This window comes from Lentibacillus jeotgali (assembly GCF_000224785.1).
Classification (GTDB): domain Bacteria; phylum Bacillota; class Bacilli; order Bacillales; family Amphibacillaceae; genus Lentibacillus; species Lentibacillus jeotgali.
In genome coordinates this window covers 25,159-48,878 of record NZ_AGAV01000012.1, presented here as the reverse complement: position 1 = coordinate 48,878, position 23,720 = coordinate 25,159, and the positions used below count along the sequence as shown (strand labels likewise).

Annotated in this window: 19 protein-coding genes; all 19 read right to left on the bottom strand. The window is 42.7% G+C overall.

Features of this window, described 5'->3' with window-relative positions:
- Window positions 1-26: 26 nt before the first annotated feature.
- Window positions 27-1,145, bottom strand: coding sequence for a transcription termination factor NusA (gene nusA, locus ON01_RS08800; RefSeq protein WP_010530662.1), 1,119 nt, complete (start codon window positions 1,143-1,145; stop codon window positions 27-29).
- A gap of 16 nt (window positions 1,146-1,161) precedes the next feature.
- Entirely contained in the window at window positions 1,162-1,629 is a 468-nt protein-coding gene (gene rimP / locus ON01_RS08795; RefSeq protein ID WP_010530661.1) for a ribosome maturation factor RimP, read from the bottom strand.
- A gap of 258 nt (window positions 1,630-1,887) precedes the next feature.
- Entirely contained in the window at window positions 1,888-6,180 is a 4,293-nt protein-coding gene (locus ON01_RS08790) for a PolC-type DNA polymerase III (RefSeq protein WP_010530660.1), read from the bottom strand.
- A 165-nt stretch (window positions 6,181-6,345) separates the two neighbouring features.
- Complete coding sequence (gene rseP / locus ON01_RS08785) at window positions 6,346-7,605, bottom strand: RIP metalloprotease RseP (protein WP_010530659.1); 1,260 nt, start codon at window positions 7,603-7,605, stop codon at window positions 6,346-6,348.
- Window positions 7,606-7,694: 89 nt separating this feature from the next.
- The gene (locus ON01_RS08780) at window positions 7,695-8,489 is read right to left on the bottom strand and encodes a phosphatidate cytidylyltransferase (RefSeq protein WP_010530658.1); all 795 of its coding nucleotides are present in this window, start codon (window positions 8,487-8,489) and stop codon (window positions 7,695-7,697) included.
- A gap of 15 nt (window positions 8,490-8,504) precedes the next feature.
- Window positions 8,505-9,266 carry an undecaprenyl pyrophosphate synthase gene (locus tag ON01_RS08775; protein WP_010530657.1) on the bottom strand — a complete coding sequence of 254 codons (762 nt, stop codon included), beginning with the start codon at window positions 9,264-9,266 and terminating at the stop codon, window positions 8,505-8,507.
- A 444-nt stretch (window positions 9,267-9,710) separates the two neighbouring features.
- The gene (frr, locus tag ON01_RS08770) at window positions 9,711-10,268 is read right to left on the bottom strand and encodes a ribosome recycling factor (RefSeq protein ID WP_010530656.1); all 558 of its coding nucleotides are present in this window, start codon (window positions 10,266-10,268) and stop codon (window positions 9,711-9,713) included.
- 2 nt (window positions 10,269-10,270) lie between these two features.
- On the bottom strand, window positions 10,271-10,993 hold the full coding sequence (gene pyrH / locus ON01_RS08765) for a UMP kinase (protein ID WP_010530655.1): 723 nt from the start codon (window positions 10,991-10,993) through the stop codon (window positions 10,271-10,273).
- Window positions 10,994-11,115: 122 nt separating this feature from the next.
- Window positions 11,116-12,000 carry a translation elongation factor Ts gene (gene tsf / locus ON01_RS08760; protein WP_010530654.1) on the bottom strand — a complete coding sequence of 295 codons (885 nt, stop codon included), beginning with the start codon at window positions 11,998-12,000 and terminating at the stop codon, window positions 11,116-11,118.
- Between the two features lie 91 nt (window positions 12,001-12,091).
- Window positions 12,092-12,859 carry a 30S ribosomal protein S2 gene (rpsB, locus tag ON01_RS08755; protein WP_010530653.1) on the bottom strand — a complete coding sequence of 256 codons (768 nt, stop codon included), beginning with the start codon at window positions 12,857-12,859 and terminating at the stop codon, window positions 12,092-12,094.
- 381 nt (window positions 12,860-13,240) lie between these two features.
- Window positions 13,241-14,020, bottom strand: coding sequence for a GTP-sensing pleiotropic transcriptional regulator CodY (gene codY, locus ON01_RS08750; protein ID WP_010530652.1), 780 nt, complete (start codon window positions 14,018-14,020; stop codon window positions 13,241-13,243).
- A gap of 23 nt (window positions 14,021-14,043) precedes the next feature.
- Window positions 14,044-15,441, bottom strand: coding sequence for an ATP-dependent protease ATPase subunit HslU (gene hslU, locus ON01_RS08745; RefSeq protein ID WP_010530651.1), 1,398 nt, complete (start codon window positions 15,439-15,441; stop codon window positions 14,044-14,046).
- A gap of 17 nt (window positions 15,442-15,458) precedes the next feature.
- Window positions 15,459-16,004, bottom strand: a complete 546-nt coding sequence (gene hslV / locus ON01_RS08740) for an ATP-dependent protease subunit HslV (RefSeq protein WP_010530650.1) — start codon at window positions 16,002-16,004, stop codon at window positions 15,459-15,461.
- Window positions 16,005-16,028: 24 nt separating this feature from the next.
- Entirely contained in the window at window positions 16,029-16,937 is a 909-nt protein-coding gene (gene xerC, locus ON01_RS08735; RefSeq protein WP_010530649.1) for a tyrosine recombinase XerC, read from the bottom strand.
- 426 nt (window positions 16,938-17,363) lie between these two features.
- Window positions 17,364-19,442 carry a type I DNA topoisomerase gene (gene topA / locus ON01_RS08730; protein WP_010530648.1) on the bottom strand — a complete coding sequence of 693 codons (2,079 nt, stop codon included), beginning with the start codon at window positions 19,440-19,442 and terminating at the stop codon, window positions 17,364-17,366.
- 96 nt (window positions 19,443-19,538) lie between these two features.
- Complete coding sequence (dprA, locus tag ON01_RS08725) at window positions 19,539-20,441, bottom strand: DNA-processing protein DprA (protein ID WP_010530647.1); 903 nt, start codon at window positions 20,439-20,441, stop codon at window positions 19,539-19,541.
- A 69-nt stretch (window positions 20,442-20,510) separates the two neighbouring features.
- Window positions 20,511-21,413 carry a succinate--CoA ligase subunit alpha gene (gene sucD / locus ON01_RS08720; protein WP_010530646.1) on the bottom strand — a complete coding sequence of 301 codons (903 nt, stop codon included), beginning with the start codon at window positions 21,411-21,413 and terminating at the stop codon, window positions 20,511-20,513.
- 251 nt (window positions 21,414-21,664) lie between these two features.
- Window positions 21,665-22,825 (bottom strand): ADP-forming succinate--CoA ligase subunit beta, encoded by a 1,161-nt coding sequence (gene sucC / locus ON01_RS08715; RefSeq protein WP_010530645.1) that lies wholly within the window; start codon window positions 22,823-22,825, stop codon window positions 21,665-21,667.
- Window positions 22,826-22,932: 107 nt separating this feature from the next.
- Window positions 22,933-23,703 carry a ribonuclease HII gene (locus tag ON01_RS08710; protein WP_010530644.1) on the bottom strand — a complete coding sequence of 257 codons (771 nt, stop codon included), beginning with the start codon at window positions 23,701-23,703 and terminating at the stop codon, window positions 22,933-22,935.
- Window positions 23,704-23,720 lie beyond the last annotated feature (17 nt).

Below are 23,720 nucleotides of genomic sequence, written 5' to 3'. Positions count from 1 at the left end.
TCTGACATAATTAATAGCCTTTGATGTTACAGCAAATCTTCGTCATCGTCGGGATAGGAATCGTCCTCCGGTTCCTCTTCCTCTTCCTCATCGTCGGTTAAAAGCCCTTCTTCACGAGCTTGCGACTCACTTTTTATATCAATTTTCCAACCTGTTAACTTAGCAGCCAAACGGGCATTTTGTCCGCGCTTCCCGATAGCCAGTGACAGCTGATAGTCCGGGACAATGACAATAGTTGCCTTATCTTCTTCATTTACCAGTACATCAACCACTTTTGACGGGCTTAGCGCATTGGAAACATAGACAACCGGGTCCTCTGACCATTCGACTACATCAATTTTTTCACCTTTCAATTCATTAACGATCACTTGAATACGTTGTCCTTTTTGTCCGACACATGAACCGACAGCATCAATTTCAGGATCATCCGCATGGACGGATATTTTGGAACGATCCCCAGCCTCACGCGCTACTGATTTGATTTCAACTGTACCATCATAAATTTCCGGTACTTCCATTTCAAACAGGCGTTTTAACAAGCCCGGGTGTGAGCGTGATATATAGATCTGCGGTCCTTTACTTGTATTTTCAACTTTATTGACAAACACTTTCAGCCGGTCATGTACATAGTAATCCTCGGTCGGCATCTGTTCCGATTCAGCAAGTTTTGCTTCAATTTTACCAAGGTTGACGTAAACGAAACGGGGGTCTTTTCTGGAAATAATGCCCGTCATGATATCTTCTTCACGGTCAACGTATTCACTGAAAATGACACCGCGTTCCGCTTCTCTGACACGCTGCGTCACAACTTGCTTTGCTGCCTGAGCGGCAATACGTCCGAAGTCTTTTGGTGTCACTTCAACTTCAATGACATCCTCTATATCATAGTTGGGATCGATTTCTCTCGCTTCTTCAACTGATATTTCTTCCAGATTGTTGTCAACATTTTCCACAACCGTTTTCCGGGAAAATACGCGCATTGTTGCTGATTCCTCGTCAATATCCACGCGTACGTTCGTTGCAGATTTAAAATTCTTTTTATAGGCAGAGATCAAGGCTGCTTCCAAAGCCTCCATTAGAACATCCTTGTCAATGCCTTTTTCCTTCTCCAAATAATCCATTGCATCAAACAACTGATTGCTCACTTTTTCGTTTCCCCCTTTACAATGCTACAGCTAATCTTGCTTTAGCTATCTTTTCGTACGGTATTTCTGCTTGTTTTTCACGAGTCTTCACTTTATAAGCGATAGTTGCTGTCTCACCGGTGAATTCCGTTAATGTCCCTTCATACTCTTTGTCGCCATTAATTGGCTCATACAGCTTCACATAAACATTATTGCCCACATTTTTTTCAAAATCCGCTTTAGTCTTCAAAGGACGTTCGACACCTGGCGATGATACTTCTAAGAAATAAGCCCCTTTGATCGGGTCTCTCTGGTCGAGCTTATCTCCCAGCTGTTCTGACACGGTGCCGCATTCATCAATATCGACACCGCCTTCCTTGTCGATATAAACACGCAGAAACCAATTCTTGCCTTCTTTTACATATTCGACGTCTACTAATTCCAATCCTTTTTCTCGTAAAATCGGTTCAACGAGTTCTTCTGTTGTTTTCACAATTTCACTCAACACGTACCCTCCTTTATTCAATTGTCATTTACTGCTAGTATGAACCATCATACATTATTTCATTTGTGTATGACCCTTCATTAATATAAAACCCCTGCCGAATGAGGTGGCAAGGGAAGACATGTAAAGAGATTCAAGTATGAAGAAGGAGCGGGGATCCCCACTCCTTCAATCGTTCGTACCATTGCTTACCAATAGAACTATATCATATTGGACTTTATGTTGCAAGAAGTTGGCTATTGGCGTATATAAGCCAGTCTAAAACAGCGATAACTGATTTTTTTCAGCCATCCCCTCTAAGCAGCCATGACTATCAAGATATTCCAGCACTGTTTTGGAAATTTTACTGCGCTGGCGAAGATCCTCTTTTGACAAGAACTCACCATCTTCACGTGCTTTAACAACATTTAGCGCTGCATTCGTACCGAGACCATCGACTGCGTCAAATGGCGGAATCAAAGAATTACCGTCCACAATAAATTCCGAAGCTTTAGATTGATATAAATCAACCTTCTGGAATGAATAGCCTCGTTCACACATTTCCAGGGCCACTTCCAGGACAGTCAGAAGACTTTTCTCTTTTGGTGAGGCATCAATACCTTTGGCCATGATTGCTTCAATCCGCTGCCTGATGGCATTGGATCCTTTAACCATTGTGTCCAATTCAAAATCACCAGCCCGCACTGAAAAGTAAGCTGCATAGAAATAAATAGGATAATGCACTTTAAAATAGGCGATGCGTACGGCCATAAGGACATAAGCGGCAGCATGGGCTTTTGGAAACATATATTTAATCTTTTTGCATGATTCAATGTACCAATCTGGAACACCATGCTTTTTCATTTCCTCGATCCATTCGTCCTTCAACCCCCTGCCCTTACGCACATATTCCATAATGGTAAAGGCAAGAGACGGTTCGAGACCTTTGTACAGCAGATAAACCATAATGTCATCACGGCAGCCGATAACATCGGGCAATTCACAAATACCATCATTAATCAGCTCTTCTGCATTACCAAGCCAAACATCAGTGCCATGCGACAGACCTGATATAATAACAAGTTCGGCAAATGTGTTCGGTTTCGTATCCTCGAGCATCTGACGGACAAACCGTGTACCGAACTCCGGGACTCCCAATGTGCCTGTTTTACAATTGATCTGTTCAGGCGTAACACCCAATGATTCCGGACCGGAGAATATCTTCATAACTTCTTCATCATCTGTCGGAATTGTTTTTGGATCAATTCCGCTCAAATCTTGCAGCATCCGGATCACAGTTGGATCATCGTGTCCGAGTATATCCAGTTTCAGCAAATTATCATCAATCGAATGGAAGTCAAAATGGGTCGTCTGCCACTCACTGTTCCGGTCATCAGCCGGGTATTGAATCGGTGTAAAGTCGAAAATCTCCTTATCCTCAGGAACAACTATTATTCCTCCCGGGTGCTGACCGGTTGTCCGCTTCACACCCGTACAGCCTTGCACAAGCCGGTCGATTTCAGCATTTTTATAAACCAGCTGCTTATCAGATGCATAGCCTTTCACATAACCATAGGCCGTCTTTTCAGCAATGGTGCCGATCGTTCCGGCACGAAAGACTTTCTCTTCACCGAATAAAACCTTTGTGTAATTATGTGCTCTCGGCTGGTATTCTCCCGAGAAATTCAAATCGATATCCGGTACTTTATCACCCTTAAAACCGAGAAACGTCTCAAATGGAATATCATGGCCGTCTTTTGTTAACGGCCTGCCGCATTCAGGACATGTCTTATCTTCTAAATCAAAACCGCTGCCGATCGATCCGTCTGTTATAAATTCATGATAATGACATTCGGCACAGACATAATGCGGCGGCAATGGATTGACTTCGGTAATTTCCGACATGGTGGCCACTAGGGACGAACCGACCGACCCGCGCGACCCCACCAGATATCCATCATCAAGCGATTTTTTAACCAGTTTATGCGAAATCAGGTAAATAACCGAGAAACCATGTCCGATAATGCTGGTAAGCTCTTTTTCAAGTCTGTCCGTTACGATTTCCGGAACCGGATCACCGTAAATTGCTTTGGCACGATCGTAGCAAAGATCACGTATTTCCTGTTCAGCGCCTTCGATTGTCGGCGTATACAGACCATCCTGGACCGGTGAGACCTCTTCAATTTCACCCGCCAATGCCTTTGTATTATCGACCACGATTTCCTTTGCTTTCGCTTTACCTAGAAAATCAAAACAATCAATCATTTCACTGGTTGTCCGGAATGATGTATCGGGCAGTGTTTGCCTATTTAATGGATTACCGGCTTGGGATGCGATTAGAACTTGCCGGTAGATTTTATCATGTTTTTCAAGATGATGAACATTTCCTGTTGCCAGGACAGGTTTGTTCATACGTTCGCCCATTTCAGTCAATTTTGAAATAATATCCAGAATTTGTGACTCATTCTGAACGAGCTCCTTCTCAATCAGGTGAGCATAGTTTGAAGGCGGCTGCACTTCGATATAATCATAGAAACCGGCTGCTTTCTCAGCTTCATCCGCCGACTTCTGCATCATCGTTTCAAAAACTTCCCCCTGATCACAGGCAGATCCGACAAGTATACCATTCCGGTGTTTCTGAAGCAGTGATCTTGGAATCCGCGGTACCCGGTAAAAATAATTGACATGGGCGTAGGAGACCAGCTTGTATAAATTTTTTAAACCTTCCTGTGTACGGGCGATTAATGTGCAATGTGACGGCCGTGAGCGTTTATAGGCATCTCCTTCACCCATATGATTGTTTAATTGATTATGAATGGAAATTTCTTTTTCAAGCAACCCTTGTACAAGCTTCCACAATAAATAACCTGTGGCTTCTGCATCATAGATTGCGCGATGGTGCTGAGTCAATTCGATATCCAAATGCTTGCACATCGTATTCAGCCGATGATTCTTCAACTCCGGATACAAGAAGCGTGAGAGCTCAAGAGTATCGATAACGGGATTAGCTGTTTTGTCATAATCTATCCTCTGAAACCCCTGATTTAAAAAGCCGATATCAAAACTCGCGTTATGGGCTACCAGGATGCTATCCTCCATCCACTCATGGAAGTCCTTTAGAACCTTATCAATTTCAGGTGCATCTTTGACCATATCATCCGTAATTCCGGTCAGATCTATCGTCGTTTGGGACAGTGGATGGTGCGGGTTTGCGAATGACTCAAACCGGTCAACCACCTCACCCTGATGGATTTTTACAGCAGCAAGTTCAATAATTGTGTCATAAACAGCAGAAAGCCCTGTTGTCTCAACGTCAAACACAACGTATGTACCTTCTGCCAAACCGGTATCACTTTCATTGTAGGCAATCGGAACACCGTCATCAACTAAATTAGCCTCAACGCCGTATAACACTTTAAGACCGTGTTTTTTCCCGGCAGCATGGGCTTCAGGAAAGCCCTGAACACCGCCATGATCAGTGATCGCAATCGCTTTATGCCCCCATCTTGCTGCATGCTCAACAAGTGCTGATGGTGAAACAACAGCATCCAGCTGGCTCATTGTAGTATGCGCATGAAATTCAATGCGTTTTTCGTCATCATTTGCTTCGTCTTTGCGTGTCTCTACCTTAACCTCGTGTATATCATTGGCCATCATGGCTAATTCATTCGTATACATATCCGTCTGAATACTGCCTCTGGCCTTAATCCACATACCTTCCTGCAGTTGTTCAAAGACGTGAGCATCGTCATCACCTTTGGAAAACATTTTAATCTGTAGTGAATCAGTATAGTCAGTCGCTTTAACAATCAATAAGCTTCTCCCGGAACGCAGCTGACGAATTTCCGATGAGAAAACATAGCCTTGTACCGTAACACGCCGCTCCTCATCCTGAATCTCTTCCATTTGTATCGGCTCGTCCTGAATTTTATAACCAAGCATGACTGGCTTATTTTGTTCAGCCTGCTGACGGTTCTGATCACGCTTTTCTTTTTGCTGCATGGTTTTCAAAACTAATTCCTGGTCTTCAAGTGCTTTTTGCTCTCTGAACTTTTTCATTTCGCCGGCTTCATTTTTAACCTCTATTGCCATTGATAACACTGGTGCACCAATTCTTCGGCAAAAATCCTGAAACGGCTTTTCAAGACGCTTTTTAAGTGCATTGCCCTCAGCTTCATTCCTTGTGGTTAACATAATTTTATGATCGTTAATCACAGGAACTTGTTCAAGTACAAGATCTTTATAGGCCGGTGATAAATTAGATACTGACTGCAGGAAATGCTGCCAATAAGCGATTATGGTTTCTTCGGGACAATCCTTGTTCTCTGTGTATAGTGTCATTTCAATTTGTGCAAATTGCTGAAACGTTTCCTGCAATTTGGCAGACAGCATCGCATATATCTCCGTTGGCAGCACCTGGTTTAGACGAATATGGAAATGCCACGTTTTTGTCTGTTTATGTACTTCCAGTTTGAGCAATTCACTATCATTAAAATGAGAATCTAGATGCTCGCCGGAAATCCCCATCTGCTCCAGTAGCAAATTCATTTTCTCTTGATTTGAAATCCCCATCATGGTTCCTCCTGATATTGTTGAATCCTGGCATAATGATGGAAAACCCTGCCGGAGAGGATAGACAAGGGTTTCACTTTAACTGATTGTTGATTTTAACTCCAATAGAATAGCAACTCAATGATTAGCTTTTAAAAGAAACGCATCTATGAATACGAAGACTGCCTATAGGAATAATCGCTGGATGTCATTCCATGTGACAACAATCATCAGCAGCATCAGCAATGCAAAACCGACAAAATGAACAATTCCCTCTTTTTGCGGGTCAATCGGCTTGCCTCGTACGGCTTCAATTCCTACAAACAGTAGTCGTCCACCATCAAGTGCCGGGAGCGGTACTAAGTTAACAATTCCTAAGTTAACGCTTAGAATCGCGGTCCACATCATGAACGTCATGAAACCGGATTGGACAACCTGATCCGTTGCATCATAGATTCCTACAGGACCGGACAGGACATCAATCGGTAATTGTCCGGTTATAAGCATAGTCAAGTTAGTAAGAATCAACGTTGTCGTTTCGTACGCCCGTTCAAACCCGTACGGAAATGATCTGATGAATGATTTTTCAGATGCCTGCCGGACCCCTACCTGTCCGATTGTGATACCTTGTCCCTCGATTTCGGCAGGTGTTATGGTCAACATCTCAGTACCACCGTCACGCTGTACGTTCATAGTAAGTTCTTCACCCGGGTTATTTTCAACGATATTGGTAAATTCTTCCCAGGTTGAAATGGCGTTTCCATTAATTTGCACAACTTCATCGCCAACCTGGAGGCCAGCTTCTTCTGCCGGGCTGTCAGACTGGACACTAGCTATTTTTGCTTCGTCAACCGGGACCCCCTGAACCAATCCAACGATAATGAATATAACAATCGCCAGCACAAAGTTCATCATTGGACCAGCGAATAATTGCATCCCCCGTTTACCAACACTTTTAGAAGCAAATTGCCGATCATATGGTGCGATTTGTGTTTCTTCCTCATCCATCACAAAAAATGCTTTGCGATCTACCCGAAAGTTTAACTTCTCATCTTCTTCATCAGGTTCGTACCCTTGGATAAGCAATTCATGATCCAAATCGGCATGTTCTATTTCAATAATACGCGCATTGGGATGTTTTGATTTATGGTTCACAATAATTTTATTTACTTTACCGTCATCATTGAATTCCAGGCCAATATGCTGGCCGGGTTTCAGTTCGATGATTTCCGGATCTTCACCGGCTACCCGCACATAACCGCCGATTGGGAGCAGGCGGATTGTATAAACCGTTTCATTTTTCATAAAGGAAAAAACTTTTGGCCCAAAGCCGATGGCGAATTCACGTGCCAGCATACCTGCTCTTTTTGCAAAAATTAAATGACCGAATTCATGAATAAACACAAGTAGTCCAAACATGAATATAAAAGCTACAACTGTGGTCAAACGAAGCACCGTCCTTTATCTGATAAAGGTTATATAAGATACAAACTATTGTCTTCCGGGCTCTTCCATCCTATTCTCTAACCTCATTATTACGTAAAAAAGTTGATGAAATGCAAAAGCGGCAACGCGAATAAAAGACTGTCCAGCCGATCAAGGATCCCGCCATGGCCCGGCAGTAAGTTCCCTGAGTCCTTAACGCCATAATGGCGTTTGAATGCCGACTCCACCAAATCGCCAGCCTGACCAGCAACTGAGACCAGAATCGATACAGCTATTACAATTATCATATCATATCGAAATGGAAAGGCGATATGAAAAATCATACCAATGACAACTGCCAGTACAATGCCGCCGAGTGCCCCCTCGATTGTTTTATTCGGACTGATTTTCGGCCATAATTTATGTTTGCCAAAAGCACGTCCACAAAAATAAGCCCCTGTGTCGGTTGCCCAAATCACAACTAACACATAAAATATATGTGCCAGACCAGCACCAGCTTCCCCGTCCCGCGTGTCAATCAGGTAAAAGAAACCCATTCCGACATAAGCAACCGCCAGCAAAACAAAACCAGCATCATCAAATGTAAACTTATTCTTAGCCATCACGGTATATGACAACAGGAATAAAACAAAAATCATAAATGCTTCTATTTTTTCCATTCCAAGTAACAAGTGCGACGACTCAGGAAGCAGCAATAGCCATAATGCCAGAAGCGCAAATATGGCCGGAGTATAATAATGACCTATTTGACGCATACGGATTAACTCGAACAATGCTATCGATGCCAACAAGTAAACAAATAATTGAAAAATGATTCCGCCAAACACGACTGCAGGAATAAATATGAGAAATGCCAAAAATGCTGTTATGGTTCGTTCCTTCATAGCTCGTTCAACACCTTATACGCCTCCATAACGGCGTTTCCTCTGCTGGTAATCATGCAATGCCTCTTTAAATTTCTCATCTGTAAAATCAGGCCATAACACATCCGTAAACCAGAATTCCGTATAAGCAAGCTGCCAGAGCAGAAAATTGCTTAACCGCTGTTCGCCGCTCGTCCGAATTAATAAATCAGGATCCGATAATCCGGTTGTATAGAGGTACTCCGAAAATATATGTTCATCAAGTTTATCTAGTGAAAGATCAGAACTGTCAATGTCTGTTATAATTTGCCTGATAGCTTGTATAATTTCAAATCTACTACCATAGTTTAAAGCAAAATTTAATAATAATCCATCATTATCTTTTGTCTGTTCTTTAGCATAGCGGACTGCTTTCTTTGTGTGATCGGGGAGTACATCAAAATCCCCGATGGTATCTATTTTGACATTGTTTTCAATCAGCTCAGGCAAGTAAATATGTAAAAATTCTTTGGGCAGACCTAAAAGGTAATCGACTTCTGATTTTGGACGGCGCCAATTTTCTGTTGAAAAGGCGTATAACGTCAGGACCTCAACATGACAGTTTACAGCCGTCTTAACGATTCTTTTAACAACCTCCATGCCTTCTTTATGACCAGCAATCCGGGGGAGTCCGCGTTTTTTTGCCCATCGTCCATTGCCGTCCATTATAATGGCTACATGTTCTGGTATATTATCAAGTTCCGTTTCTTCTTTCACCTTTGTTTTTTTATTTTTAAAAAAGGGAAGTTTCATTGGCATAATTTGTCCTCCGATATCGTTGATGAAGCCTGTATATCATAAAGTGAACCTTCAATCAGCAAGAGGTTCTTTACCCCCACGATTGTTAGTTGAACAGAATCGGGCATTTACTGACAACTGCCCCCCCTTTATCCCCTTTGGTTTCACCTCATCGTCTTGAAGTAGGGGGCTTACTGCCAGTTATATGCGGGATAAAAATAATCCACGATATTATTATCCTATTATGTTGAATTACCATTATATCACTTTAATCCGTAAATTTTATCATGAATTCCTTAAAATATAAGAAAAACCCGGCGTAACAGTGCCAAGCCTGTGTTTTTCCTGTACTTTAAGGAACTCCCGGATTCAAGTTCTTCACATCCGGACGATTTTATGCCGGTGGAAACAAAAGCCCTCTTAGACAAGAGGGCCACAGCAGCTTATTTGACTAAACCTTCATCCTTAGACTTCCAATATTTCCTTTTCTTTGTTTTTAACGTACTCATCAATTTTATTAATTTGTTTATCTGTTTCTTTTTGAACATTTTCTTGTTGTTTTTTTAGATCATCTTCTGTCAGATCGCCATTCTTCTCTAGTTTCTTCAGTTGATCATTGGCTTCACGCCGGACATTTCTCACCTGCACACGTGCTTCTTCTGCGTACTTTCCGACCACTTTCACCAAATCTTTCCGGCGTTCTTCCGTCAGTGCGGGAATGTTAATCCGAATCACATTGCCGTCACTGGACGGAGATAAGCCTAAATCAGCTTTTTGGATTGCTTTTTCAATATTACTCACTGACGATTTGTCAAATGGTGTAATAACCAGAAGCCTTGCTTCCGGTGCAGAAATCGTTGCCAGCTGGTTCAGCGGTGTTGCGGCCCCATAATAATCGACAATAACACTGTCCAGGATTGCCGGGTTTGCCCGTCCTGCGCGTATTGTTGCCAGATTTTTAGAAAAAGCCTGCACAGCCTGCTCCATTTTACTACGTGTATCCTTGATTATTTGATCGGACATGATCAGTCCCCCTTTATTGTTGTACCAATTGGTTCGCCTTGAACGACACGTTTAATATTTCCTTCTTCAGTGATGGAGAAAACGATTAATTGAATATCATTATCCATACACAATGATGACGCGGTTGAGTCCATAACCGCAAGGCCTTCACTCAGCATCTCCATATACGAAATCTTTGTATATTTTTCCGCGGCTTTATTAACTTTCGGATCGTCGGAATACACACCATCAACGTTATTTTTAGCCATTAGAATGACTTCAGCCTCAATTTCAGCAGCCCGTAATGCCGCTGTTGTATCAGTTGAAAAATAAGGGTTTCCTGTTCCGGCAGCAAAAATGACAACACGCTTCTTTTCAAGATGGCGTATTGCTTTTCTCCTTATATAAGGTTCCGCCACCTGGCGCATTTCAATCGATGTTTGAACACGTGTCGGAATACCGTTATTCTCTAGACTATCCTGAAGTGCAAGGGAGTTCATAATGGTAGCTAGCATGCCCATGTAGTCAGCTGTGGCACGATCCATCCCCATTTCACTTCCGACTTTGCCGCGCCAGATATTACCGCCGCCAACGACTACAGCTACTTCCACACCCAATTCAGCAACCTCTTTAATCTGAGATGCAACCGATTGGATCACCTGTGGTTCAATGCCATAGCTCTGGTCACCGCTTAATGCTTCACCACTTAATTTTAACACAATTCTACGGTATCGAGCTGTTGTCATGATTACCTCCATCGGGATTATAGTGTTATTAAGTATCAATAAAGGTCTTGTCGCTGTAATTCTCATGTATTAGCGAAATAGGGAACCACCATACCGTGTTCCCCCATTCCGTTTCTGATTCACTATTTTTTCATTTGGTTCTTGACTTCTTCAGCAAAGTTTTCTTCGCGTTTTTCCATACCTTCACCTACTGCATAGCGGGTGAACGTTTTGACTGATGCACCTTTATCAGATACATATTTTTTCACTTTCTGATCCGGATCCTTTACAAAGTTTTGTTCCAGGAGGCAAATCTCTTCAAAGAACTTGCTAAGACGGCCCTCGACCATTTTCTCAACGATATGCTCAGGCTTGCCTTCATTCAATGCCTGAGTCTTCAGTACTTCGCGTTCGCTGTTGACTTCTTGCTCCGGAACATCATCTCTTGAAACATAGCGCGGGCTTACCGCGGCAGTATGCATGGCAATGTCTTTAGCAAGCTCTTCGTCCGTAGTGCCTTCAAGCAGTGTCAGAACACCGATTGCACCACCCATATGAAGATATGCGCCAAATGCATCATTATCTGTTTTTTCCATTAAAGAGAAACGACGAAGTGAAATTTTCTCACCGATTTTACCGACAGTCGCATTAATATATTTTTCGACTATCTCGCCATCACCATGAAGTTCCTGACTGAGGGCTTCTTCAACTGTTTCTGGTTTTTGTTTGGCAATGTGTTTGCCAAGTTCCGACAGCAATTCCTTGAACTGTTCATTTTTAGTGACAAAGTCAGTTTCACAGTTGACTTCCAAAAGCACTGCTGTATTCTCGTTAAGCTCAATGTGCGCTAAACCTTCAGCAGCAATACGATCTGCTTTTTTCGCGGCTTTCGCCATTCCTTTTTCACGCAGGAATTCAATTGCCTTATCCATATCACCGTCAGTTTCCTGAAGGGCTTTTTTACAATCCATCATTCCAGCACCGGTTTTCTCACGAAGGTCTTTAACTAATTTTGCCGTAATCGCCATAATAACTCCTCCTTGATATTCAATTATTTATTTCCTTGAAAAAAAGGTGATAAAAGGCTCTATCCCCTTATCACCTGTCCTTTTTACATTGCTATTCTTTATTTGTTTCAGTTTCTGCGGTAACTGCTTCCTCTTCTTCAGACTGTGCTTCTTCGGTTTGCACTTCTTCTGTTTCTTCGCCTTGTTTTACTTCTAGAATAGCATCTGCCATTTTGGAAGTCATCAGCTTCACAGCACGAATTGCATCATCATTTGCCGGAATCACAAAATCAATTTCATCTGGATCGCAATTTGTATCAACCATTGCGATAATCGGGATATTCAATTTATGTGCTTCGGCAATTGCAATACGCTCTTTGCGTGGATCGATCACAAACATAGCGTCCGGAAGCTTGTTCATTTCTTTGATTCCGCCTAAAAACTTAACAAGACGGTCTTTTTCTTTCATCAGGCCGACAACTTCTTTTTTAGGAAGCACATCGAAAGTGCCATCCTCTTCCATTCGTTCAATATCCTTCAAGCGGTTGATACGCTTTCGGATCGTCTGAAAGTTCGTCAACGTTCCGCCCAGCCAGCGCTGGTTCACATAAAACATACCGGAACGGGTTGCTTCATCGCGAACAGAATCCTGCGCCTGTTTCTTTGTACCTACGAAAAGAACTGAGCCGCCATTTGCAGCAATGTCTTTTACATAATTATACGCTTCGTCAACTTTCTTGACCGTTTTTTGCAGGTCAATGATATAAATCCCGTTACGTTCTGTAAAGATGTATTTTTTCATCTTTGGATTCCAACGGCGTGTCTGATGTCCAAAATGTACACCAGCTTCCAGCAATTGCTTCATAGAAATTACTGACATTAAAAATTCCTCCTAATGGTTTTTTCCTCCGCTTCAGATCATCTTTGCATAAAGACCATTCCTAAAAATGGCACCCAGCATGCAAATAACTGAGCGTGTGTATTTATGTCCACGTCCAATTGTGAACACAGTATTACACCAAAAGTAAATATATCATAACAATCATGACCAATCAAGGATTATTATGCGGTTTCTTGTCATTTTTTAAAATCAGCTCTGGCACGTCCAGGTGCAGTTCAGTCGGCGTATGAGCTGCGCCTGGTCATACATTTAGGCTCTCTTAATTTAAAAATCTTAGTTACACTCATGGGGGCAAGACATTATTGATATGTCTCAGCTCTCTAAAAAACGGTTATCGTGTGATAACCGTTTAAAGAACTCTTATCTGGAACGAAGCTTTTCCAATTCAACAAGGAACTTATCATTTAGTACTTTGATATACGTTCCTTTCATACCAAGTGAACGGGATTCAATAACGCCGGCACTCTCAAGTTTTCTTAGGGCGTTAACGATAACCGATCTGGTGATCCCGACTCTGTCGGCTATCTTACTGGCAACAAGCAAGCCTTCGGACCCGTTAAGTTCTTCAAAGATATGATCGATTGCTTCCAGTTCACTGTATGATAGTGAGCTGATTGCCATTTGTACAACAGCCTTACTCCTGGCTTCGACTTCAATTTCTTCTGTTTTTTCATGCAGGATTTCCATTCCGACAACAGTCGCACCGTATTCACCGAGAAGCAAATCGTCTTCACCGAAACTATCTGAGAGCCTGCTTAACACAAGAGTTCCCAGCCGTTCACCGCCGCCAATTATTGGGACAATAGTAGTCAAGCCACTCTTGAATAACTCACGATTTTCTACCGGGAACGCTGTGAACGGGCTGTCAATATCCAAGTTTGCAGTTGTTTCATAGATATTGAACAAGCCATGTGTATACTCTTCAGGGAATTGTCTTTCTTCGAGCATCGATTTCATTCGCTCATTTTCAATTTCCTGATTAATCGCGTAACCCAACAGCTTACCTCGTCTGCTGACTATGAAGATATTTCCTTTGATGACATCTCTGAGTGTGGCAGACATATCGTTGAAGTTCACCGATTTGCCCGTTGTTTTCTGCAGCATTGCATTAATTTTTCTTGCGCGTTCCAAAAGTTCCATTTTAGTTCCTCCATTTCATACACTTAAAGAATAAATTGACTTAGATCTTTATTTTTTATGATGTTGCTTAGTTTTTCGTCCACATAGCCATCCGTAATCTCAACCGTATCCATGTTAATGTCAGGGGCTTCAAACGATAAGTCTTCAAGAAGCTTTTCAAGTATCGTATGGAGTCTTCTTGCACCAATGTTATCCGTTTCCTGATTAACCTGAAAGGCAATTTCTGCCAATCTATTTACAGCTTGGTCTGTAAACACAACGTTTATACCTTCTGTTTTTAATAATGCTGAATATTGTTTCAATAAGGCATTGGATGGCTCCTTTAAAATCCGTTTAAAATCTTCAACAACCAGCTTCTCCAGCTCAACACGGATTGGGAATCGCCCCTGGAGTTCCGGTATCAAATCGGATGGTTTTGCTGTATGGAATGCACCCGCTGCAATAAACAGCATATGGTTCGTCTTGACGGGTCCATGCTTTGTAACAACCGTGGATCCTTCAACAATCGGCAATATATCACGCTGTACGCCTTCACGTGATACATTTGCTGAACTGCCGCCTTGTTCTCCGGTGACTTTATCAATCTCGTCAATAAATAATATCCCGGACTGCTCAGCACGGTTGATTGCCTCCTGCGCTGCTTCTTCCATATCAACAAGCTTTTGGGCTTCCTGGGTTGTCAGTACTTTTCTCGCTTCAGATACAGGAAGTTTTCGTGTCTTCTTCTTTTTCGGCATGAACTGGCCAAGCGCATCCTGCATATTCATACCCATTTGTTCCATTCCTGAACCCTGGAGCATGTCAAACATCGACGGCGGCAATTCCTCAATCTCAACCGTTACAATCCGATCTTCTAATTCCCCCAACGCTAGCTGGTGTTCTACCCGCTTCCGCTTATTTCTGATTTCATCGTCTTTTGGTGCCGATTCAGAATCGTCATCAGTATCTTCCTGCGCCGAAAACAACATTTCAAACGGGTTTTTCATATTGTTTTGTTTTTTTTCCTGTGGCACAAGCAGTTCGACAAGTCTTTTATTTGCTTCACCTTCCGCACGATCTTTTACTTCACTCATTTTTTCTTCCTTGACCATACGCAAAGACATTTCCACCAAATCACGTACCATTGATTCAACATCACGGCCAACGTAGCCAACCTCAGTAAATTTGGTCGCTTCAACTTTTACAAAAGGCGCACTAACCATACTTGCCAGCCGTCGCGCAATCTCAGTTTTCCCGACCCCGGTAGGGCCGATCATCAAAATATTTTTCGGTACGATCTCATCTTTGATTTTTTCGTCAAGCTTCATCCGGCGGTATCGGTTTCTCAACGCCACGGCAACTGATTTTTTGGCCTCCGACTGACCTACTATATAGTGATCCAGCTGCTCCACGATTTGTTTGGGAGTATAATCAATCCCCATTAACAAAGGCCTCCTTATTAATCAAGTACCTCCAGAGTGATATAGTCATTTGTATAGATACATATTTCGCCGGCAATCTCAAGAGCTCTTTGGGCAATTTCCTTAGCTGAAAGCCCGCTCCCGTGTCTGACTAATGCCCTGCCGGCACTCAATGCATAGTTCCCGCCTGAACCAATTGCAAGAATTCCATCATCAGGCTCAATAACCTCACCGGTTCCCGACACAAGAAACATTTTTTCCTTGTTCATAACGATGAGCATAGCTTCCAGCCTGCGAAGGACTTTGTCACTGCGCCATTCTTTTGCCAATTCCACTGCAGCTCTGGCGAGGTTACCATCAAATGCTTCCAGTTTCCCTTCAAATTTTTCAAATAAAGTAAATGCATCAGCTACAGACCCTGCAAATCCCGCAAGAACCTGCCCCTTATACAAGGTACGGACCTTTTGTGCTTTATGTTTCATGACAACGGCATTACCCAATGTAACTTGCCCGTCACCACTCATTGCGCACTGACCATTATGCTTTACAGCGAAGATTGTTGTCGCATGCATCTCAGCTGCCACATTTATCACCTCTTCCTGAGAAGATTATCCTTTTGCTCTCGGATGACTATTCATGTATACCTGACGCAGACGATCCTTGGTTACATGGGTATATATCTGGGTCGATGATAAATTCTCATGCCCAAGCAACTCCTGAACCGTTCGAAGGTCAGCACCCTCATTTAACATATGGGTTGCAAATGTATGACGTAATTTATGTGGGTGTACATGAACGGTCATAGCGGCCTTTTTGACCATTTTATCCAAAATTGTACTGATTCCCCTGGCAGTCAGCGGACCGCCTCTTGCATTCAGAAAGACAGCATCCGAAGCAGAACCGGACTTTTTCAGCAATGTTTCTCTCCCATCATTTATGTATGTTTCCAAGGCAATTTCGGCAAAACGGCCGAAAGGCATATACCGTTCTTTATTCCCTTTGCCTTTAATGAACATAGTACCGATGGTGAAATCAATATCCGAAAGCTTCATTCTCCGGCATTCGCTGACACGTATGCCAGTCGCATAAAGCGTTTCAATCAATGCTTGGTTGCGCTGCCCCAGTGGATCAGTTAAATCATTTACTTCAAACAGTTTTTCCAGTTCTTCCATGTATAAAAATCCCGGTATAGACTTTTCGATTTTTGGAAGACTTACGTAGATGAACGGGTTATCTTCCACATGATTATGACGCTCGAGGTAGCGATAAAAGCTTTTAAGGCTGGATACCTTTCGGGACACAGATCTTCGCCCCAACTTATTGTCATAAAGCCTTGTAAGGTATATGCGAATCAGCTGATGATCAACATCCTCAAGGCGGCTGACCGCTTCTTCATCCAAAAAAGCAAAAAAACGATGCAAATCTTCCATATAATATTTAATGGTAAATGGTGAAGCATTCTTTTCAATTTGTAAATACTCTTTAAATGCTTTACTAAGCTCTGTAAAGATATTCAAACTTACACCCCGCTTCACAGCGAATAAAGCATACCACATAAATTGTCTGAATGCAATAAACTTGACAAAATTATGATAAAATTCAGAAACAGGCGTATTCCTGCAGAAAACCTAAGTTATGCGTAATTAAACTGGCTGTACCTGATTGATCCAGGATACTGTCAAGTAAATTACCTTACCAATGCGCAATTATATCTGTTTGATTGAAAATAGTCAATCGTTAACAATAGAATTATCAAAAAACTTTCATTCCTATGAACAAAATGTGATAGACCTCTTCACTTCGTACACTAAATTACCCCAATTTTTCTAAGAAAACTTGGCTTATCGCCAAGCTTTTATGGCGAAAGCCTTAGTTGCCCTTATGCAGTAAGAAAGTATTTAGACTTTCTTAACTGCCAAAAAAACTGCCTGGCAGCCAGGCAGTTAATTTTCTTCAGTTTCTTTATAATCGCAATTTGTACATTGCACACGCGTTTCCTTCTTTGTTTTCTTTTCCACAAGTAATGCGTCACATTTCGGGCATGGTCTTGAAATCGGCTTATCCCAAGAAACGAAATCACATTCCGGATAACGGTCACAACCGTAAAATTTTCGGTTCTTTTTTGATTTTCGTTCTACTACGTCACCCTGTTTACATTTAGGGCATGTCACACCGATTTTCTTTAAAATCGGTTTTGTGTTACGGCATTCAGGAAAATTGGAGCAAGCCAGGAATTTGCCGTACCTCCCCATTTTATACACCATTTCATGCCCGCAGTTTTCACATGTGATCCCTGCCGGTTCATCACGGATTTCGATCTTTTCCATTTCCTGTTCGGCTTTTTCCAGGCGCTGTCTAAAACCACCGTAAAAGTCATCCAGTACCTTGATCCACTCTGTTTTTCCCTCCTCAATGGAATCCAGATCCTCTTCCATCTTGGCGGTGAAATCAATATCAATGATTTGTGGGAAAAATTCTTTCAATATATCATTTATGATTTCACCAAGTTCAGTCGGAACAAACCGTTTATTGTCCAGCTGCACATAGCCTCGTCGCTGAACCGTGTCCAAAGTCGGCGCGTACGTTGAAGGCCGTCCAATACCTTGTTCTTCCATCGTGCGCACCAGTCGTGCTTCGGTATATCTTGGCGGCGGCTGGGTGAAGTGCTGGTTCGGTGTGATCTCCTTGGCATTCACTACCATGCCCTCAGACAAGTCAGGTAAATATTTATTTTCATGTTTTTTCTTGTCATCGGTGCCTTCTACATATACCTTCATAAACCCTTTAAATTTTACTTTGGAGCCTGTGGCACGAAATTCAATCCCATTATTCAGCAGATGCACAGTCATCGTATCCATGACTGCCGGCGACATCTGGCTTGCAAGAAATCTTTCCCAGATTAGCTTATAAAGACGGTATTGATCACGCGACAGCAAATTTTTCAGGGATTTCGGATCACGCATGATTGATGTTGGGCGAACCGCTTCGTGGGCATCCTGTGCCCCTTCTTTTTTGCCAGCTTTCTTAGAATAACCTTTATAGCTTTGGCCATAATTATCCTCAATATAGCCTTTTGCTTCCTGTTTGGCTGTTTCTGAAATTCTGGTTGAATCGGTTCGCATATACGTGATTAAACCGGTAATACCGCCGGCTTTTTTACCCAAATCGATTCCTTCGTAAAGCTGCTGGGCTACCATCATCGTCTTTTTGGCGCGGAAGTTAAGTTTACGGGCAGCTTCCTGCTGCAATGATGACGTTGTAAATGGTTTCGCCGGATTGCGTTTACGTTCGCGTTTGTTCACTTTATCAACCGAGAATTTCTTCCCTTCCAGTTTTTCAGTAACCGCTTTTACATCGTCTTCAGATTTTAAGTCCTGTTTTTTGCCGTCGATTCCATAGAAAGCCCCTTCAAACGTCTCACTGTCTTTTTGAAACTGGGCATCAATCGACCAGTACTCTTCGGGCTTGAAATTCTCAATTTCTTTTTCACGGTCAATGATCAATCTTACGGCTACTGATTGAACTCTGCCGGCACTCAGACCTTTTTTAACTTTTTTCCATAACAGCGGACTGATTTTGTATCCGACAAGGCGGTCAAGAATACGTCTGGCTTGCTGTGCATCAACCAGATCACCATCTATGGAACGTGGATGTTTGAAGGATTCTTTGATGGCATCTTTTGTGATTTCATTAAAAACAACCCGGCATTTTGAATTTTCATCAACGTTTAAAGCGTAGGCCAAATGCCAGGCAATGGCTTCCCCTTCCCTGTCGGGGTCTGCTGCAAGGTAAACTTTCTTGGCTTTTTTCGCAGCCGATCTTAATTCTTTCAGAACATCACCTTTGCCACGGACCGTAATGTATTTCGGCTTGAATGAGTCATCCGGATCAACGCCCGTTTGACTTTTTGGCAAATCACGGACATGACCCATTGAAGCTTTTACTTTATATTTTTTACCCAAATATCGTTCGATCGTTTTCGCTTTTGCTGGCGATTCCACGATCACGAGGTAGTCAGACATATCGTTTCCTCCCAGATTTGCATCCATAAGTTGAATTGAAAAATCTTCACTAATATTAAATAGTTACACAGTGTTTGTCAAACATGTTATGAATTTCTATTGGTGCATATGAACCCAATTTGGTTCGATCCTCACCCAATCTTCCAAAATATCATCCGGGCTCCGGACGAGTTTTGCACCATCCTGAATCATTGTATGACACCCTTCCGCATGCGGTGTTAACGGTGAGCCCGGAAGTGCATAAACTTCTCTCCCTTGGTCCAGAGCCTGGTCAACCGTAATTAATGTACCACTTTTTTTCGTCGCCTCAATAACAAACGTACCAAAACTTAAACCGCTGATAATCCGATTGCGTTCTGGAAAATGAAAGCGTTCGGGCGGGGTGTCCGGGGGATATTCGGTTAGCAATAACCCTTTAGCAGCAATCTGTTTGAAAAGCCCTATGTTATGTTTTGGGTAAATATGATTAAAACCGCTGCCCATCACTGCTATCGTTTTGCCCTCATATTGAACGGCCAGCTGATGGGCGTAGCTGTCAATGCCTGCAGCCATGCCACTTGCGATCGTCCAGTTATCCTGAATTAAGGGCAGCACGTATTTTTGCATTTTGGCCTTTGCTTCGCCTGAGGGCCGACGTGTGCCAATCACACTCAGTATCGGATTTTGATTCATTAATTGCGTGTTGCCAATGGCATATAATACCAGCGGCGCATCTTTAATAGTTTTTAACACAAAAGGATAGATATCGTCAACTGCTGTTATTATCCTGACTGATTTCAGTTCATGCTTAATTTGGGAAATTAATGCTGTGCTCCGGAGGTCTGAGTAAAATAAAGAGGCTTTTTTCATGGGGAGAGAAAAAAACTGGCTAATTTCAGAAGCGGACAGCTTGTAGACCGTTTTCAGTGTGGGGTCATACCGGACAAACTTCCTTATTGTTCGGCGGGAGACCCCGCGGCACCGACAAATATGGATTAAGCGTTTACGAATTTTTTCCAATCAATCACGCCCTTATATAATATATCGGAACCCAAAGATGCGTTATCTTTGGGTTCCTGCTTATTGTAATCAGTGTGTTTTGCATTTTTCCTGCAAACCATTTTCTTTCAAGACGTTAATCATTGTGTCGCCAATTTCGGCCGGTGTATCTGCTGTTTGAACGCCGCATTCGTTCATAATGCGAATTTTCTCTTCAGCTGTCCCTTTACCGCCTGAAATGATGGCCCCGGCATGCCCCATCCGTTTTCCAGGAGGTGCAGTTGCGCCACCGATAAAGCCTACAACTGGTTTTGACATATTGGCTTTTATCCACTCGGCTGCTTCTTCCTCAGCCGTACCTCCGATTTCACCGATCATAACAACAGCTTCTGTTTCCGGATCTTCATTGAAAGCAGTCAGAGCATCAATAAAGTCTGTGCCATTCACAGGGTCCCCGCCGATTCCGACTGCGGTCGTCTGGCCATATCCAGCTTCGGATAGCTGATGCACTGCTTCATACGTTAATGTACCTGAACGGGAAACAACGCCGATATGTCCTTTTTTATGAATATATCCCGGCATAATACCAATCTTGCTTTCATCAGCTGTGATGACACCCGGACAGTTTGGACCTACAAGACGCGTCTTCTTGCCTTCCATGGCACGTTTTACTTTCACCATATCCATGACCGGGATATGTTCAGTGATGCAAATTACCAAGTCCAATTCAGCGTCTACCGCTTCCAGAATAGCGTCTGCTGCTGCTGGTGCCGGTACATAAACGACAGATGCGTTGGCGCCGGTTTCGTCAACAGCATCCTGTACTGTATTGAATACAGGTACACCTTCCACTTCTGTACCGCCTTTTTTCGGGGTGACACCGCCAACGATTTTGGTACCATAGTCAAGCATTTGTTTTGTATGGAATTTGGCTGTGCCACCGGTGATTCCCTGGACAATCACTTTTGTATCTTTATTAACATATACACTCATTTTCGTCCGTCCTTTCTTTGATTATCTGTTCGTCTTCAAAAATATGGCTGTTTTATGCATTATATATTTATTACTTTCTGCACCGCAGCCCGTATACACTACGCTTTCCGGGGGCGGTTGGTAAGCCTCCTCGTGCTACCACACTCTGGGGTCTCACCGATACCTTCAATCCCCCAGGAGTCTCCATGTATACGGTCTGCTTTTGTGGGGATATATGTCAAAAACTTCAATCTTCCAAATAACAGCCAAAATTACTTAACAGCGGAAACGATTTTTTCAGCACCATCAGCCATTGATTCAGCTGAGGTAATGTTCAGACCTGATTCATCAAGAATTTTCTTGCCTAAATCAACATTTGTGCCTTCAAGGCGCACAACAAGCGGCATTTCCAGACCGACTTGTTTTGTCGCTTCCACAACACCTTCAGCAATAACATCACATTTCATGATACCGCCAAAAATGTTTACAAAAATACCTTTAACATGTGAATCGGACAAAATGATTTTAAATGCTTCTGTTACTTTTTCTGTCGTCGCACCACCGCCGACATCTAGGAAGTTCGCAGGTTCGCCGCCATAGTGCTTGATAATATCCATTGTTGACATGGCAAGCCCAGCGCCATTAACCATACAGCCGATATTGCCGTCGAGCGCAACATAGCTTAAATCATATTTGGAGGCTTCGATTTCTTTTTCATCTTCTTCCTCCAAATCGCGTAATTCCATAACATCTTTTTGGCGGAACATGGCGTTATCATCGAAATTCAGCTTGGAGTCAAGTGCCATTACCTGTCCATCGCCTGTTGTAACAAGCGGATTGATTTCAGCAATGGAACAGTCTTTTTCAACAAATACGTTATACAGGCCAATCATGAATTTAGCTGCCTTGCCGATCAATTCATCCGGAATGTTAATATTAAAAGCTAATCTGCGAGCTTGATAACCTGACAGTCCGACTACCGGGTCGATGACTTCTTTAAAAATCTTTTCCGGTGTTTCAGCGGCAACTTCTTCAATTTCTGTACCGCCTTCTTCTGAAGCCATCATAACCACACGGGAAGTGGCGCGATCAAGAACGAGCCCGACATAATATTCGTTTTGAATGTCGCAGCCTTCTTCAATCAGCAAACGTTTTACTTCCTTGCCTTCAGGACCCGTCTGATGTGTTACCAGATTTTTGCCGAGCAGTTCGTTTGCATATGTACGAACATCATCGAGGTTTTTAGCGATTTTAACACCACCGGCTTTACCCCTTCCGCCAGCATGAATTTGTGCTTTTACAACGAATACATCACTATCCAGCTTTTGGGCAACTTTAACAGCTTCGTCAACCGTATATGCAACATGTCCACTCGGAACATTTACGCCAGATTCGCGCAAGATATCTTTGCCTTGATACTCATGAATGTTCATCTTTCATCCTCCCATCAAATTTCACTGCATTCCCATTGTATAAAAAAACTATGAATTTCACAAGAATTAGCGGTTTATGGCAGATTTTGACGTGTCTGCCGCTAAAATTACCTGACAATACTCCTGACAGGCGCAAATGACTTTCGATGATATGGCGTAACCCCGTGTTCTGCAAGCATCGCTGTATGCTGTTTTGTTCCATAGCCCATATTGGAGGCAAAACCGTATCCCGGATATTTCTTGTCCAAATCTTTCATTAAGCCATCACGGGTAACTTTCGCTAATACGCTGGCAGCAGCAACCGATACACTTTTCTGATCGCCTTTGGTAATTGACTCCGAAGAACAAGTAAGCTGATCAAGTGACACGGCATCAATCAGCACGTGATCCGGCAGGGGATTAAGCTGATTAATTGCCTCATACATTGCCAGTTTCGTAGCTTCATAGATATTGATCTGATCAATTTTATAATTATCAATAATGGCAATCCCATAGCTCACGGCCGCATTTTTAATAATTGTGAAATATTCTTCACGGGTCGTTTCATTCAACTGTTTGGAATCATTAAGACCCAGCAGTTTAAAATCCCGGGGCAATATAACAGCAGCCGCAACGACAGGGCCTGCAAGCGGGCCGCGGCCGGCTTCATCCATCCCGGCTATATACTGACACCCATCAGCGTAATTTTTTTGTTCATATTGCGACATACGAAGAAAATTTTCCTTCAGTGCTTTATCGTTTAATTTTTTTCGTTCATAGCGCTCAATCAGTTTCTGTACCCCTTTTCGCTCGTCTAATTTTAGCTTATTTATGTACGTTTCATCCAGCTTATCGGCTTCAAATAATTGCTTTAATACTGCGATTGATTGCTGTTCCAAATGGTTCACCTTCACTC

Excerpts from the sequence above, each read along its gene's own strand:
- hslU (WP_010530651.1), bottom strand. The coding sequence starts at position 15,441 with ATGGGGATTGATTATACTCCCAAACAAATCGTGGAGCAGCTGGATCAC.
- sucD (WP_010530646.1), bottom strand. The coding sequence starts at position 21,413 with ATGAGTGTATATGTTAATAAAGATACAAAAGTGATTGTCCAGGGAATC.
- codY (WP_010530652.1), bottom strand. The coding sequence starts at position 14,020 with ATGGAACTTTTGGAACGCGCAAGAAAAATTAATGCAATGCTGCAGAAA.
- ON01_RS08790 (WP_010530660.1), bottom strand. The coding sequence starts at position 6,180 with ATGGGGATTTCAAATCAAGAGAAAATGAATTTGCTACTGGAGCAGATG.
- ON01_RS08775 (WP_010530657.1), bottom strand. The coding sequence starts at position 9,266 with ATGCCAATGAAACTTCCCTTTTTTAAAAATAAAAAAACAAAGGTGAAA.
- sucC (WP_010530645.1), bottom strand. The coding sequence starts at position 22,825 with ATGAACATTCATGAGTATCAAGGCAAAGATATCTTGCGCGAATCTGGC.
- ON01_RS08780 (WP_010530658.1), bottom strand. The coding sequence starts at position 8,489 with ATGAAGGAACGAACCATAACAGCATTTTTGGCATTTCTCATATTTATT.
- rpsB (WP_010530653.1), bottom strand. The coding sequence starts at position 12,859 with ATGTCAGTAATTTCTATGAAGCAATTGCTGGAAGCTGGTGTACATTTT.
- frr (WP_010530656.1), bottom strand. The coding sequence starts at position 10,268 with ATGTCCGATCAAATAATCAAGGATACACGTAGTAAAATGGAGCAGGCT.
- pyrH (WP_010530655.1), bottom strand. The coding sequence starts at position 10,993 with ATGACAACAGCTCGATACCGTAGAATTGTGTTAAAATTAAGTGGTGAA.
- tsf (WP_010530654.1), bottom strand. The coding sequence starts at position 12,000 with ATGGCGATTACGGCAAAATTAGTTAAAGACCTTCGTGAGAAAACCGGT.
- topA (WP_010530648.1), bottom strand. The coding sequence starts at position 19,442 with ATGTCTGACTACCTCGTGATCGTGGAATCGCCAGCAAAAGCGAAAACG.